Genomic DNA, 14,268 nt, shown 5'->3' with positions numbered 1-14,268 from the left:
GGACGGCGGCGGAAAGAGAAGAGGGAGCCTGGGTGACACTCTAATGCGGTCGCGACATTGTCCCGGCGCGCATGGTCCCTGCAGCCCACAGGCCCGCGAGCATAACCACTGTCGAGATGAGCGCCGGCGCAAGATGGCCACCAGCCGGGGTCGCCACGGCGAAATTATAAGCCGTATGCCAAAGTGCGCAAACGAGGATGGATCGCTGAAAGGTCAGATAGAGCCAGGATAGAACGAAAGCGCCGAGGAGAAGGCCTATTCCCCAGCCCAGCAGGGCGGGGCCAATCATCTCGCCCATGTTGCGATGCACGAAGAACAATGGCAGATGCCACACGAGCCAAAGCAAAGAAACCCAGAGGGTTGAAGTCAGCGCGGAATGGTTCCCGACCAATTGATCGAAGGCGTAACCTCGCCAGCCAACTTCCTCTCCGAAGCCATTGAGCACAAGGACGAGGATGATCGACGCGAACCAACCCGTGCCTGATGGCACGCCCGGATATTCGAAAAAGGCATTTGCGGGAGGCCAATCCATGCCTTGGGCGCGACCGATCAGGATTGCAGCGGCGAGCAGCAAGAGCGGCAAAAGGACAAACGAGATGGCAAGCCAGCGGCGGGGCGGAAAACGCAGACATCTCTGCGCAAGCTCGGACAGCCCGGCCCTACCGTCGAACAAGGCGGTGGAGACGAGTGCGCCCACCATAGGCCCTGCCAGTCCTGGAAGATGCGACGCAGCCGATCCCGGCTCGACCATCTGCCCCATCACAAACATCCAACCCCACCAAGACCAGGAAAAGGCAAGCGTCACACCGTAGAACGTGGCGAGACGACGCACGATAGTTGCAGCTTTACCTGCGGATCTGACTGTCAAGACCGCCTCACCTCAGCGCGATATACCGATCCGACCGATGGTTGATGGCGAGGAACAGGTTCAGCACCACGGCGCCGATGATCGAATAGGCAACGACCATGGGGCTGACGACGGCGAAAGCAAGCATCATCACGCAGAGGTCGAAGGCAAGCTGGACGAGGCCGGCGCGGATGCCGAAGCGGTCCTGGATATAGACGGCGAGGATGCCGAGACCGCCGAGGCTGGCGCGGTGGCGGTAAAGGGCGAGCAGACCGAAGCCGAGCAGCAAGCCGCCGAGCACAGCCGCCCAGACCGGCGCGATGCTGGAAATCACCAGAAAGCGGCTTTCGATCTCGACGATAAAGGAGGTCAAGCCGACGGCGATGAAGGTCTTGATGGTGAAGTCGAGCCCGACGCGGCGTAGCGACAGGATGTAGAACGGCAGGTTGAGGACGAAGAACAGGAGACCGAAGCTCCAGCCGCTCCAGTAGTGCAACACGAAAGCGAGGCCTGCCATGCCGCCGGTCAACAGACCAACCTGGGCAAGGAAATAGAGGCCGAGGGCTGCGATGAGGCTGCCGGCCAGCAGGCCTTGAAAATCTTCGGCCGGGGTGTGGCGGGCGGGGTTTGAATTCCAGATTCCCAGCATGCTCGTCAATTGCGCCATGACATGTCTCCAGAATGCGTTTCAGAGACCAATGGTACCGCAGAAAGCCCTGAAAACAAGGGCTATAGGTCAGGAAAGCTGACCTATCGATGAGATCGCAAGAAAGCTGCGCTCAGGCGGTCCGCGCCGCAAGAAACAGGATGCCGAAGACCGGTTTTCCGCCATCCATGCGAATGGTGCTGCGAACCAGGGTGAGAGGCTCGAAACCGCTTTCGGCAAGACGGGTGCAGACATGGGCTTCGGTGTGGGCGTAACGCAAGCTCTGCGCCAGGACGAAACCATCGCCCTCGCCTGCGTCCTCCACCGAAAAGGCAAAGAGGGCGCCGGGTGCGGCAAGGTCTGCTGCCAGTGAAAAGGCATTGCCGAGATCGCCGAGATACATCAGCACGTCGGCGGCCGAGACGAGGTCCGCCCGGCGCGCCGGCAGGCCGTCATCAAACAGGCCCGAGCGGACAGCATCGAGCGACAGGTCGGACTTGGCGAGAAGGTCGTAGTGCCCCTTCTCCTCGGCCTTGGCCAGCATGTTGACCGAGAGATCAAAGCCCTCAAGCCGGGTGACCTTGTGGCGGATCTCGGCGCCAAAGAGGCCTGTGCCGCAACCGAGATCGACGGCCAGATCGAAGCGGCGTTCGTCGTGATCTGCGATCAGGGCTGCGAGCTTGGCCGGGACCGTGTAGTCGAGCCGCTCGACGAGCGCCTTATCGAAGCGGTCGGCATAATCGTCGAACAGCGCCTCGACATAGGCGCTGGGTGGCGCATCCGGCGTGTCTTCCGCGCCGAGGACCGCCAGCTTGAGGCGGGCGCCAAAGAGATCCTGCGGGTCGAGATCCAGAACTTGGCGCAGGGCTGCAATCGCCTTTTCAGCCGTGCCGGCCTTCACCGCATAATCGGCAAGACTGACGAGGCCAGCCGGCCATGCGGGCGTGATTTCAAGCGCCTGCTCCATCAATTCCACCGCCGCCTCATGTTCGCCATTCTCGGCGAGCATGCGGGCATAATCGGCGCGACGGTCGGCAATGACGTCACCGGACGAAAACTGGGTGGGGTGCATGGGCAGTCTCCCTCGAGGTCTTTCAGCATGGAGAAGGCGCGCGGTCTTGACCGATCGGCGGAAAAAACTCAAGTCCTATCGCAGGACACTGCTTCGGCGACTTGCAGCAATGGCGCGCGCCGCCCATATCTGCGGCGACAACAGGAGATACAGATGGCGGATGGCATGAATCGGTTCCTGGGCGACACGCCGGGCAGAACGCTGGTCAAGCTGATCGTCGTCTCGCTGATCGTCGGCTTCGTGATGTCGATCTTCGGGCTCGATCCGATGGACCTCGTCTATGGCATCCGGAATTTCGTGCTCGACCTCTGGCATACCGGCTTCAATGCGCTGGGCGATATCGGCCGATACTTCGTGATTGGTGCGACCGTGGTCATTCCGGTTTTCATCATCCTGCGCCTGTTTGCCTCGCGGAACTGAGCATGACCCTGTCCCTGATCAACCGTCGTCGGCTGCTCGTTTTGTCGGCTGGCGTGATGACCGCCACGCTTGCCGGTTGCCGCACCAGCGAGGTGCTCAATCCAGCCGACGGCCAGTCTCGGGTGGAGACGACCAAGGCGCTGGCCATGGTCAACACGCTGAGATCCGGCAAGGGCTTGTCGACGCTGTCGCGCAATGCGCATGCTGAGGTGGCCGCTGTTGCGCAAGCCAAGCGCATGGCGCGCGCTGGTGAAATGTCGCATCTGATCGGCTTCAAGGACAGCTTCCTTGCCCGGATGAAGGGGCACGAAGTGCCGCTTCCGGCAGCAGAGAATATCGCGACCGGTCAGGATACGGTCGAGCGGGCGGTGCAGGCCTGGATCGATTCCAAGCGGCACCTGGACAACATGCTCGGCGATTTCAAAGGGCTTGGTGTTGCCGTCGCCTGGGATTCCGCTTCCGGCAACCGGCCCTATTGGGCCATGGTGCTTTCGGCCTGAGTGATTCCTCTGCTCCGGTCCTTGCCGGAGCAGCCCATGCAGACCTCTTCGCCGCCCCCCGCCTCCCGGATCCCCGCCTTCCGGACCATTGCCGTCACGCACCGTACGGTGCTGGCGATCGCCGTGCCAATGACGCTGGGTTTCGTTACGACGCCGCTTCTGGGCCTGACCGATACGGCTGTGGTCGGGCGCAGCGGATCGGCAGAGGCGCTGGCGGGACTGGCGATTGCGGCGGCGCTTTTCGATCTGATGTTCGCAAGCCTCAATTTCCTGCGCGCCTCGACCACGGCGCTCGTGGCACAGGCGCAAGGGCGCGGCGACCCAGCCGAACTGTTTGCCGTGTTCTGGCGATCAATCCTGTTGTCGCTCGGTTTCGGGTTCGCCATTCTTCTTCTCTCACCGCTCATCGTGGGAGGCGGGCCGGCACTGATGGGGGCTGACGGTCAAGTGCAGTCAGCGGCGGCGACCTATATCGGCATCCGCATTCTGGCCGCCCCGGTGACGCTGTCCAACTTCACGCTGCTCGGCTTTGTGCTTGGCCGCGGCCTGGGCACGGTGGGACTGTCGCTGCAGATCCTGCTGAATGGGGTCAATATCGTGATGTCGATCCTGCTCGGCATCACCTTCGGCTACGGTATTGCCGGGGTTGCCTGGGGAACGGTGATCGGTGAGACGGTTGCCATGCTGGCCGGCTTCGGCTTTCTCGCCTGGCGCTATGGGGCAGCGGCACAGCCGCGCCTTGCGATGATCCTCGACAAGGCCAAGATGATGGCGCTCTTCCGGCTCAACCGGGACATCCTGATCCGGACTTTTTCGCTGATTACAGCCTTTACCGTGATGACCCGGATCGGTGCCGGGTTCGGCGCCGTGACGCTGGCGGCCAATGCCGTGTTGATGAACTTCTTCATGATCGCAAGCTTCTATCTCGATGGCATGGCAACGGCGGCCGAGCAGATTACCGGTGAGGCCGTCGGCGCACGCCAGCGCCCAGCCTTCGAGCGCGCCGTGAAGCTCACGGGGCTCTGGTCCTTGGCGCTTGCACTGGCGAGCCTCGGCTTCTTCCTGGTTTTCGGCGATGCGATCATCGGCTTTATCACCACGGCCGGGGATGTCCGGGCGGCAGCGGAAACCTACCTGCCCTATGCGGCGCTGACTGCTCTCACCGGGGCGCTCGCCTTCCAGATGGACGGCGTCTTTATCGGTGCCACCTGGTCGGTGGAGATGCGCAACATGATGATTGTTGCGCTTGCCGGGTATCTGGCCACGGTCGCGGCGCTGACGCCGATCCTCGGCAATCACGGCCTGTGGATCGCGCTCAACGTGTTTCTGGCCCTGCGCGGCATTCTTCTCCTGCTGCGCCTCAAGACGAAGGCCGATCAGACCTTTGCCGAGAGCCAGTGATCCAGGCGACTGTCGCGCAATTCACGGATGTTCGAGACCTTTTCCCGATCCATCAAGGCCGACAGACCCCTGACGATGCGGCCCGGCAATGCGGGGCCTTCATAGACCATGCAGGAATAGAGCTGGACCAGATCGGCACCGGCGCGGATCTTTTCGAGCGCCGTCTCGGCCGAGGATACACCGCCGACGCCGATGATCGGCAGGCTTATGCCGACGCGGCTGCGCATGCGCGCCAGAACCGCTGTCGAGCGGTCGAAGAGGGGCGCGCCCGACAGGCCGCCGACTTCAGCGGCAAGGGACGCGTCCGTCAGTCCGTCACGGGACAGCGTGGTGTTGGAGACGATCAGGCCGTCGAGATCATGTACGCCGATAACTTCGGCAATGTCGTCCATGCCTTCTTCCGTCAGGTCCGGCGCAATCTTCAGGAAGACCGGCAGGCGCTTGCCCGCGCGGATCGCTTCTTCGTCGCGTGCGGCGAGTACAGCTGAGAGAAGTGCATCCAGGCTCTCCTTTGCCTGCAGGTCGCGCAGGCCCGGTGTGTTGGGCGAGGAGATGTTGGCGGTGAAATAGGTGGCGACGGGATAGAAGCGGCGGATGCCGTCGACATAATCCGCGATGCGATCCACGGCATCCTTGTTGGCGCCGATATTGACGCCGACAATGCCCGACCGATTGCCGCGGCCGGAGAGCCGGGCAAGTGCCGCGTCGTGGCCCTCATTGTTGAAACCGAGGCGGTTGATGACGGCACGGTCGCCTTCCAGGCGGAAGATGCGCGGCTTGGGATTACCGGCCTGCGGCTTGGGTGTCAGGGTGCCAACTTCGGCAAAGCCGAAGCCGAGGGACAGCAGCGCATCCGGGACTTCCGCATTCTTGTCATAACCGGCCGCCATGCCGAGCGGATTGGCAAAGCGGATGCCGGCCACCGTCTGGGCGAGACGCGGATCAGCGGATGTCCGGCATGCCGGGACAAGACCGGTTTTCAACGCGGCAATCGACAGGCCATGCGCCGTTTCGGCATCGAAAAGGAAGAGGCCGCGACGGCCGAGGGAGAAGAGATCGAGCATCAGCGGGTTTCCTCGAAAGCTGGCGGAAAGACATGCCGGCCATCCTGGCCGAGGGCGAGCGGCTTTTCCCAATGGACCGCGTCGAGCGGCAGATCGGCATAAAGATGCGGGAAGAGATCACCACCGCGCGACGGCTCCCATTTGAGCGCGTCGCCAAAGACAGTCGCATCGACGGCGACGAGGAGGAGGCCCGCTTGACCCGAGAAATGCAGGCGGGCCGTCTCGACCGCCTGAGCTGCGGTGGAAAAATGGATGTAGCCGTCCTTCAGATCGATGGGCGCACCCTTGAAAACACCAAGGCGCCGCGCCTCCTGCCACAATTCCTGCGCCACGATCTTGTATATGGTCTTGTCCAAGGTCCGGTCTCTCCCAGATCATGAGGGTGGGTCGGGGTTTGCCGCAAACGAGCACAAATGTCCACGGGCGATGAAGCCCGGCTTGGACCAGAGGAGGTTCCGATGTCGATCCGAAACATCGTCAGCGCGCTTGTCGCGGTCATGCTTTCCGCTCCTGCCGTCTCTGCCCAGGAAACGGACAGCGGTCGCTATACACTGGAGAAATCCGAAAGCGGTTTCGTGCGTCTGGACCGGCAGACAGGCGCCGTCACGCTTTGCACCGAGGCAGAGGGTACGCTGACCTGCCGAATGGCGGCTGATGAGCGCGCGGCCTATGACGCCGATCTCGCACGGCTGGAAAAGCGCATGGAGGCGCTGGAGACGCAGATCGCCTCCGGCACAGCCTCGACAAGCGGCAACCTGCCGAGCGATGCGGAAATCGACCGCTCGATCAGCATCATGGAACGCTTCATGCGGGCCTTTTTCGGCCTCGTACAGACCTTCCGGGATGAGGAAAAGGCACCCGCACCCGATCAAACTTGACGAAACTCAAGGATTTCAGGGCTTTCGCGGCTCGACCATTGTCTAGAGGCACAGCAAGCGCTAAAAGACAGTGACCGCGCCATCTGCGCGCCGATGACATCGCTCTTGGGAGGGGGCTTTGACATGACCGCATCAACCTTCATCATCGCCGACGACCATCCGCTTTTCCGCGGCGCGCTGCGCCAGGCCGTAACCGGCATCGACGGAGACCAGACCATCATTGAGGCCGGCGACTTCGAGGCAGCCCGAGAGGCCGCCGCAGCACATGCCGATGCCGATCTGATGCTACTCGATCTTGCCATGCCCGGTGTCTCCGGCTTTTCCGGACTGATGGCGCTGCGTGCCGAATTCGCCAGCCTGCCGCTGGTGATTGTTTCCGCGACAGACGACGCGGTTACGATCCGCCGTGCGCTTGAACTCGGCGCTTCCGGCTTCATCTCGAAATCGGCCGGTATTGAAGAGATCCGCGCCTCGATCGAGCGGGTGATGGCAGGCGACATCTGCACGCCGCCCGGTTACCAGGATGGGCAGGAGAGCGACCCGGATGTGGCAAATCTGATCAGCCGGCTGCGGACCCTGACACCGCAGCAGAGCCGCGTTCTCGGCATGCTTGGTGAAGGACTGCTGAACAAGCAGATCGCCTACGAACTCGGCGTGTCCGAGGCTACGATCAAGGCGCATGTCTCGGCGATCCTTCTCAAGCTGAAGGTCGACAGCCGGACCCAGGCCGTGATCCAGCTCGGCAAGATCAACATGGCGATGGTTGCCTGACGGCACTTAAGGATTTTATTCCTTTTTGCTTTACGAGCGCGTGCGGCTGCTCTATGGTCTTCCGAGACTGCCGGACAGGATCATCCGACATTGCCGGCGCTGGGTGAGGCGCAACCATGCTTTCGCACGACAGCATATGGGCCGCGATCGACAGGCTCGCCGAACGACATTCCCTGACGCCGTCAGGGCTTGCGCGTCGTGCCGGGCTTGATCCCACCTCCTTCAACAAATCCAAGCGGATTGCGGCCGACGGCCGCATGCGCTGGCCTTCCACCGAATCGATTTCCAAGGTGCTGGAGGCAACAGGCGCCAGCCTGGACCAGTTCATGGGTTTTATTTCGCCCAATGGCGGCAGCGCCCAGAGCCTGCCTCCCGGCTCCTTTCCGCCCAAGGTGAGCTCGATCCCCCTGCTTGGCATGGCCCAGGCGGGCGCCGGCGGCTTTTTCGACGATAGCGGCTTTCCGGCGGGGCAAGGCTGGGACATGGTCGAGTTTCCGGCAGCCCCAGGGTCTGCGGGTGGCGTCTATGCGCTTGAGGTGCAGGGCGAGAGCATGAAGCCGCTCTATCGTGACGGCGACACCCTGATCGTCGAACCGGGCGCGCAGGTCCGGCGTGGAGACCGCGTGGTGGTCAAGACGCGGGAGGGCGAGGTCATGGCCAAGATCCTCGCCCGACAGACGGCGCGCGCAGTGGAATTGCAATCACTCAATCCAGAACATCCGACGCGTGTCATCGACATGGCGGATGTGGAATGGGTGGCACGCATCATCTGGGCCAGCCAATAGGAAAACGCACCTATGCGTCGTACCCTCATCACGATTGCCGGCATCGGCGGACTGTTCGTCTGGGCCTATCTGGTTGCCAATGCCGGCCATTGGCTCTCCGACGCGCCACCGGATTACGACATGCAGGACCTTGAAGTTCCCGACCTGGATGACCTTGATCTGCCAGAGACCGGTGCTGCAGCGCCGACGGGAGAGACAGAGGGCGCAGCAGATGTTGCGCAAACCGCCACCGCCATGGCACCTGCGGGCACGCCGGATGCCGGAAGCGAAAGAGCGCAGGGCACGGTTCGGCCGATCGAGCCTGACGTCTTTGCCTATCCTGCCTTCGCCCCCGCCGGCAATCTCGAACGCATCGAGGCACGCCAGCCGCTGAGCGAAGAGAAGACGGCGGAGAGTGCCCGCGTGACACTGCTTCATCGACCGAACAGCCTGCAAGCCGGCATACTCGGCTTTGGCGCAGAGCAGCGGATCCGGCTTGCCGATATCAAGGCGACCGATCCCGAGCGCACCTGTCCGGATGCCAGCGGTGGCGCATGGCCATGCGGGGCCATGGCACGGACGCAGCAGCGTCTTTTCATCCGCAACCGCTCGGTCGCCTGCGAAACGCTCGGCAGCGGCTGGCAGGGCGAAATCCGCTCACGTTGCTGGGTCGGCGCGCAGGATGTGTCCGCATGGCTTGCCAAACAGGGCTGGGCCGAGGCGGAGGCAGGTTCCGGGCTCACCGCCCTTACCGAGCAGGCCCGCAGCGAGGCGCGCGGACTTTTCGCCGCTGTCGCCCCCTGAACAAGGCCCGAGACCACGAAGTGCCGTGGCTGGCAGAGCTTGAAACAGCGCAAACCGCTCCCTACTCTTCGGACACAACAACAAGGAACCGATCGACGCCATGAGCAACCATGTTTCCCCGGAAGAAGCGCTGATTTTCGTCATGGTAATGGCCTCAGCCGTCGATAGCGCCATGGCTGAAAAGGAGCTGGTGCGGATCGGCCAGTTGATCGACATCCTGCCGGTCTTCGATGCATTCGACAAGGAGCAGCTGATCCCGGTTTCGCAGCGTTGCGCCAGCATTTTGAGCGGCCCAGAGGGATTGGAGATCGCCCTCGAAACGATCAAGGATGCGTTGCCCGACCATTTGCGCGACACGGCCTATGCCCTGGCGGTCGAGATCGTTGCCGTCGACCTGTCGATCCGGCCGGAGGAGTTCCGCCTTCTGAAATTGCTTCGCGACCGGTTTCGCCTCGACCCGCTCACCTGCGCTGCTCTTGAGCGCAGCGCAACGGCCCGTTATCGCACTCTCTGACGGCTTCTCTCGAGGTCAGAACACCGGCCTTTCGCCCTGTCCGCCCGGCAGATGGGATCAGTAAATCCCCGTCGGGAAATAGCGCAGGTAGATCTCTTCCAGGCGGCCGTCACGCGAGACGGCTGCAAGCGCGCTTTCGAGTGCCGCCGACAAGCGCGCATCCTGCCCACCCACCATGATGGTCATCCCCTCGCCGAGGAACTGCTCCGACAGATAGGGGCCGTCGAACAGGTCGCAGCAACCGGCCGATGCGGGGCTTGTCATCCAGAAGGACAGTTGCAGGGCATCGGCGAAGACAGCATCGACCTTCTTGGCCTTCAACGCCTCGAGCATGGCATCGCGGGTGTCAAAGCCTTGCGCTTTCACATCGGGGAAGAAGGCCCGCAGCATGGCCTCATGCGCCGTTCCCTTGATCACGCCCACAGGCTTGCCATACAGGGCGCGCGCATCGGTGCGCGCCAGTGATGCCTGCTTGTTGGTGAGGAAGCGCGCCGGCAGCAGCAGATAGGGCCGGGTAAACCGAAAGCGCTCACGCAATTGCGACGTGACCGCCACGCCTGCCAGCACCGCCTCGCCCTGTCCACCTTCCAAAGCGGTCGCCAGCTGTTCATAGGGCAGAGCCTGGATCTGGCAGCGGTTCTCCATGCCGAGTTCGGCGCAGAGCGCCCGGGCGAGATCGACGTGGAAACCGGCGAGACGCCCGGTCTGATCGGTGAAATTGAAGGGCGGGAAATCGGCCGTCGTCAGGAAACGGAGCCGCAGGATGTCATTGACATCGGGTCGGGCGAGCCGCTCGCGCGCGTCAAACAGGATCGGCAGTTCGGTCATCTGCGCAACCGCGGGACTCACCATCAGAGGCAGGGCCAAGATCAGACGGGCCAGCAACTGCAAGAGCCCCGGCAATTCTAGGGATGAAACTTTTGCGCGCATCGTTAACACTTACTACCGGGGAAGCTAGGGGACGTCATCTTTTGCGATGACGTGTAGCAGTTTGGTCTGGACGAGGGAATACGACCCGCGGGCGGCGTTGCCATGCCGACCGACAGGAAAGTTGCGCGCCAAAGGAGACCGGCACCCTGCGGCCGGGAACGCCGGTCCGCCGTTTGACGGTATTGGGGAACTGAAGGCAGAGGCACGCCTGCTGCATCGGCTCGGAATCGCCAAGCCGCTGATTGCCCGCATGGCAGACAGGGCCGCTAAACACCGCACAACAATCGAACAGGAACTTCTGGCCAGTGGCGCTGTGCAGGAAGATGCCTATTATGCCGGCCTGGCGCGGATGTTCGGGTTCACCTTCCTGGATGTCATTCCCGCAGATCTGGTCACCGACCTTTCCGGCCTCGACAGCCAACTCAAGCAACCTCGCCTCCTCCGGCTGCATTATCCGGACAGGCCGCCGATCATGGTCGTGGTGCCAGAGATCCGGACAGCAGACGCTCTGGCACGACGCTTGTCGCGCGGCGGCGACATGGCGGGTTCCGTTGTGGTGGCAACACCGTCCGCTGTCCGGAACGCCGTGTGGGCCGCAGGCGCGCGCCGACGATCCCGCGAAGCTGTTGGCGGGCTCTTCGAAAGCGCGCGCAGCCAGTCGGCGCGGCTTGTGGTCACCGGCGAACAGGGCTTTCTCGCCGGCCTGCTTGCTTCCGTCCTGATTGTCGTCGCTTCGATCTCGCCGATGGCAGCGCTTCTTGCCCTGCATATCGTCATGTCGCTTTTCCATCTGGCCGCCCTTGCCTTGCGGATGATGGTGATCCAGCACAGCTGCCAGCAAGAGAAGGCACGCCGCAGGCAGGGCGGCACATCGGAAAGGCATGTGGCGGCACCAGAACTCCAAAGCCCAGAAAGCCCGTTACCCGTCTACACCGTCATGGTTGCGATCTACCGGGAGGCGGCGGTCGTGCCACAGCTGCTGACCGCCCTTTCCGCGCTTGACTGGCCAAAGAGCCTGCTCGACATCAAGATTGTCTGCGAAGCCGATGACCACGAAACACTGGCGGCCCTTCAGGCCGCACGTCCGGGTCCGCAGTTTGAGGTGGTGGCGGTGCCCTCTTCACTGCCGCGCACCAAGCCCAAGGCGCTGACCTATGCGCTTGCCGGCGCGCGCGGAGAATTCCTCACGATCTACGACGCGGAGGACCGGCCAGATCCACAGCAGCTGCGCGAAGCCTATCACACCTTCCGTCTCGGACCGCCGGACCTTGCCTGCCTGCAGGCGCCGCTCGCCATTGCCAATGGTGGCGAGAGCTGGATCAGCGCGATCTTCGCGCTCGAATATTCCGCCCTCTTCCGCAAGCTTTTGCCGGCGCTCGGCCATCACCGGCTGCCGATGCCGCTGGGCGGTACTTCGAACCACTTCAAGACGCAGGCGCTGGTGAAGAGCGGCGGCTGGGACCCTTACAACGTGACCGAGGATGCGGATCTCGGCATGCGGCTTTACCGGGCAGGCTACCGGGCCTCGACCATCACATCGCCGACACTGGAAGACGCCCCGACACACTTCAAGGTCTGGCTCGGGCAACGGACGCGCTGGTACAAAGGCTGGCTACAGACCTGGCTGGTGCTGATGCGAAGCCCGGCCAGAACAGCGCAGGAGATGGGGCTTGGCGCGTTTCTCGTCTTTCAACTGCTCGTCGGCGGCATGCTGGTTGCGGCGCTCACGCATCCCGCGCTGATCCTGTTCATCGCGGTGGCCGTGACATCTCTGCGGGAGGTGCCGATCGCCCAAACCAATCTCATGACCACCGTGCTGCTTGCCATCGACCTGATCAACATTCTTGGCAGCTATGCGATCTTTTTCGTCCTCGGGGCCCTCCCGATGAGCGGCACCGAGAGGAAATCACTCGGACACCGCTGGATGCTCATCCCCGTCTACTGGATGGGCGTATCTCTGGCTGCCTGGAAGGCGGCGATCGAGCTGCGCTTCAAGCCCTTCTACTGGAACAAGACACCGCACAGCCCGAGCCGCGCGGCCACGACAACAGCCGGCCTTGCTCAGCCGAGGAAGGACTGCGCGGCGGTCACGTCATCAGGCGAGAGCGCGTGATCGGCGTCAAGCGCGGTGAACGTGACATCGGCCCCGCACTCACGCAGTTGCTTCGCCAGATCCTGTGCCTGCGGCAGATATGGGTCACGGTCGCCGGCCGCCACGAGAATGCGGGCGGCGGACAGATCCACGTCCGACAGTGCGTCGAGCACCGGCATGGGGCGGATGAGGATGGCGGTGGAGATGAGGCCAGGATGGAGGAGCATCGCGGCGGCAAGCAGATTGGCGCCGTTCGAATATCCGACAAAGGCGGTACGCGCCTTCGAGAGACCATAGGCCGGGCCCATATCCTCGATGAAGGCCGATAAGGCCTCCGCCTCGGCGCGGATATCCTGCTGGTCAAAGGAGAGCGGGCCGAACCGGCGGAAGAAGCGGGCGACGCCTTCCTCCGTCGCACGACCGCGCAGGCCGAGAAGCGTGGCCTGTGGCGCGATCTTGCGCCCAAGCGGCAACAGGCTCGCCTCGTTGCCGCCCGTGCCATGCAGGAGAACAAGGCCCGATCCGTTGGGGCGCTCCGGCTCATGGATGCGATGGACGAAGGGAAGGTCGCGGTAGATGGTGCGCGGTTCACCCGGCAGCCCGAATTGCGGCAGCATGGGCACGATATCTTCCGGGCGCAGATGAAAATGCTCGGGGATGAACAGGGTCGTGCCGAGATCACCAGGCGCTTCATCCACTCCGAAACCCGGATCATCGGAGGCGAGTTCGATCAGGCAGCCGGCCGGTTCGCGGACATAGAGGGAGTAGAAATACTTGCGATCATGAACATTGACCGCATTGGCGTCGGCGCCCGACAGAACTGCAGCGGCCCTGTCGACGGCGCCTCGATCAGCCATCCGCAGGGCGACATGATCGATGGCCCCGGTGCCCGGTGCTGCCGGCCAGAATCCCGTCGCATCCCGGATGTCGAGGATCTGACCGCTGGCTGAGGTCATCCGGCGAATGGTGCCTTCCTGCGCGGCCATGACGAAGCCGGAATATTGACCCAGGAAGGCCGAGGTTTCCTCGGGCTTTTCCGAGAGAAGCGTTGCGCCGCGAAGCGCCCGGATAGCGTCATCGGCCTCCATGCCGTGCATGGGCCAGACGGCGCCGGCGGCCACGGCTTCGGTGCCCACCAGCTTGACGATGATGCCGTCGGGATCGGTCAGGCGCAGGACCGGTTCACCGAATTCGAGGCTGGGACCCGTTGCGGCGACACCAAATTGAAGGGCCCGCGTCAGCCAGAATCCGATCGCGGCCGGGGCGATGGCAAAGGCGATTTCGCTCGGTGCACCGTGGCCGACACGGCCGGGTGAGCCGTCTTCCCAGGCGAGAAAGGTGACGAGTGATCCGGGGCTTGCCTCCGCGTCACCATAAAAGAGGTGGAGCTGAGCCGCATCTTCGAAACCGCCGGTGCGCTTGACGAGCCGAAGGCCAAGAAATCCACAATAGAAGTCGACATTGGCCTGGATCTTCCGGGTGATCGCCGTGATGTGGTGAAGGCCGCTGGTCATCGCTCTCTCCCTGTCCTACCCTTCCCATACATCAAATCATCGAAAGGACCA

16 protein-coding genes are annotated in these 14,268 nt (G+C 63.1%); 9 read left to right on the top strand and 7 right to left on the bottom strand.

What is annotated here, in order from left to right:
• Positions 1–40 precede the first annotated feature (40 nt).
• The 3 genes from ACSV9I_RS18100 to ACSV9I_RS18090 all read right to left on the bottom strand — a co-directional run bounded on the left by ACSV9I_RS18100 (position 41) and on the right by ACSV9I_RS18090 (position 2,565).
• A complete protein-coding gene (locus ACSV9I_RS18100) occupies positions 41–868 on the bottom strand; it encodes a CPBP family intramembrane glutamic endopeptidase (RefSeq protein ID WP_438330190.1) in 828 nt (275 codons plus the stop codon).
• A gap of 7 nt (positions 869–875) precedes the next feature.
• Complete coding sequence (locus ACSV9I_RS18095; RefSeq protein ID WP_054156160.1) at positions 876–1,514, bottom strand: YitT family protein; 639 nt, start codon at positions 1,512–1,514, stop codon at positions 876–878.
• Between the two features lie 112 nt (positions 1,515–1,626).
• Entirely contained in the window at positions 1,627–2,565 is a 939-nt protein-coding gene (locus ACSV9I_RS18090) for a methyltransferase domain-containing protein (protein ID WP_438330189.1), read from the bottom strand.
• Between the two features lie 153 nt (positions 2,566–2,718).
• Here ACSV9I_RS18090 and ACSV9I_RS18085 point away from each other — a divergent pair, with 153 nt between their 5' ends.
• Genes ACSV9I_RS18085 through ACSV9I_RS18075 form a run of 3 tightly spaced genes read left to right on the top strand, consistent with a single transcriptional unit; the run spans position 2,719 to position 4,886 of the window.
• Positions 2,719–2,985, top strand: coding sequence for a DUF6460 domain-containing protein (locus tag ACSV9I_RS18085; protein ID WP_054156162.1), 267 nt, complete (start codon positions 2,719–2,721; stop codon positions 2,983–2,985).
• A gap of 2 nt (positions 2,986–2,987) precedes the next feature.
• The gene (locus tag ACSV9I_RS18080; RefSeq protein ID WP_438330188.1) at positions 2,988–3,485 is read left to right on the top strand and encodes a CAP domain-containing protein; all 498 of its coding nucleotides are present in this window, start codon (positions 2,988–2,990) and stop codon (positions 3,483–3,485) included.
• A 36-nt stretch (positions 3,486–3,521) separates the two neighbouring features.
• On the top strand, positions 3,522–4,886 hold the full coding sequence (locus ACSV9I_RS18075; protein WP_438330187.1) for an MATE family efflux transporter: 1,365 nt from the start codon (positions 3,522–3,524) through the stop codon (positions 4,884–4,886).
• Here ACSV9I_RS18075 and ACSV9I_RS18070 read toward each other — a convergent pair.
• Positions 4,862–5,950, bottom strand: a complete 1,089-nt coding sequence (locus ACSV9I_RS18070) for a quinone-dependent dihydroorotate dehydrogenase (protein WP_438330186.1) — start codon at positions 5,948–5,950, stop codon at positions 4,862–4,864. The two genes, ACSV9I_RS18075 and ACSV9I_RS18070, sit on opposite strands and share 25 nt — an antisense overlap.
• A complete protein-coding gene (locus tag ACSV9I_RS18065) occupies positions 5,950–6,306 on the bottom strand; it encodes a DUF952 domain-containing protein (RefSeq protein WP_438330185.1) in 357 nt (118 codons plus the stop codon). Before ACSV9I_RS18065 ends, ACSV9I_RS18070 begins: the two co-directional genes overlap by 1 nt.
• Positions 6,307–6,408: 102 nt before the next feature.
• Here ACSV9I_RS18065 and ACSV9I_RS18060 point away from each other — a divergent pair, with 102 nt between their 5' ends.
• The 5 genes from ACSV9I_RS18060 (at position 6,409) to ACSV9I_RS18040 (ending at position 9,681) form a co-directional block, all read left to right on the top strand.
• Positions 6,409–6,828 (top strand): hypothetical protein, encoded by a 420-nt coding sequence (locus ACSV9I_RS18060; RefSeq protein ID WP_438330184.1) that lies wholly within the window; start codon positions 6,409–6,411, stop codon positions 6,826–6,828.
• A gap of 123 nt (positions 6,829–6,951) precedes the next feature.
• A complete protein-coding gene (locus ACSV9I_RS18055; RefSeq protein WP_054156167.1) occupies positions 6,952–7,599 on the top strand; it encodes a response regulator in 648 nt (215 codons plus the stop codon).
• 116 nt (positions 7,600–7,715) lie between these two features.
• Positions 7,716–8,384 (top strand): S24 family peptidase, encoded by a 669-nt coding sequence (locus ACSV9I_RS18050; protein WP_054156168.1) that lies wholly within the window; start codon positions 7,716–7,718, stop codon positions 8,382–8,384.
• Between the two features lie 12 nt (positions 8,385–8,396).
• Complete coding sequence (locus ACSV9I_RS18045) at positions 8,397–9,167, top strand: thermonuclease family protein (RefSeq protein ID WP_438330183.1); 771 nt, start codon at positions 8,397–8,399, stop codon at positions 9,165–9,167.
• Positions 9,168–9,267: 100 nt separating this feature from the next.
• Entirely contained in the window at positions 9,268–9,681 is a 414-nt protein-coding gene (locus ACSV9I_RS18040) for a tellurite resistance TerB family protein (RefSeq protein WP_054156170.1), read from the top strand.
• A gap of 57 nt (positions 9,682–9,738) precedes the next feature.
• On the opposite strand, the gene ACSV9I_RS18035 is transcribed toward ACSV9I_RS18040, so the two are convergent.
• Entirely contained in the window at positions 9,739–10,611 is an 873-nt protein-coding gene (locus tag ACSV9I_RS18035) for a transporter substrate-binding domain-containing protein (RefSeq protein WP_438330182.1), read from the bottom strand.
• A 121-nt stretch (positions 10,612–10,732) separates the two neighbouring features.
• On the opposite strand from ACSV9I_RS18035, the gene ACSV9I_RS18030 reads away from it, so the two are divergent.
• Positions 10,733–12,724, top strand: coding sequence for a glycosyltransferase family 2 protein (locus ACSV9I_RS18030; RefSeq protein WP_438330181.1), 1,992 nt, complete (start codon positions 10,733–10,735; stop codon positions 12,722–12,724).
• On the opposite strand, the gene ACSV9I_RS18025 is transcribed toward ACSV9I_RS18030, so the two are convergent.
• Complete coding sequence (locus ACSV9I_RS18025) at positions 12,673–14,217, bottom strand: VOC family protein (protein WP_438330180.1); 1,545 nt, start codon at positions 14,215–14,217, stop codon at positions 12,673–12,675. The two genes, ACSV9I_RS18030 and ACSV9I_RS18025, sit on opposite strands and share 52 nt — an antisense overlap.
• Between the last annotated feature and the right edge of the window lie 51 nt (positions 14,218–14,268).

The sequence above is a fragment of the Rhizobium sp. G187 genome (assembly GCF_051549525.1).
GTDB lineage: Bacteria > Pseudomonadota > Alphaproteobacteria > Rhizobiales > Rhizobiaceae > Allorhizobium.
The sequence above is the reverse complement of the archived record's forward strand: the minus strand, read 5'-3'. Positions and strand labels throughout refer to the sequence as shown.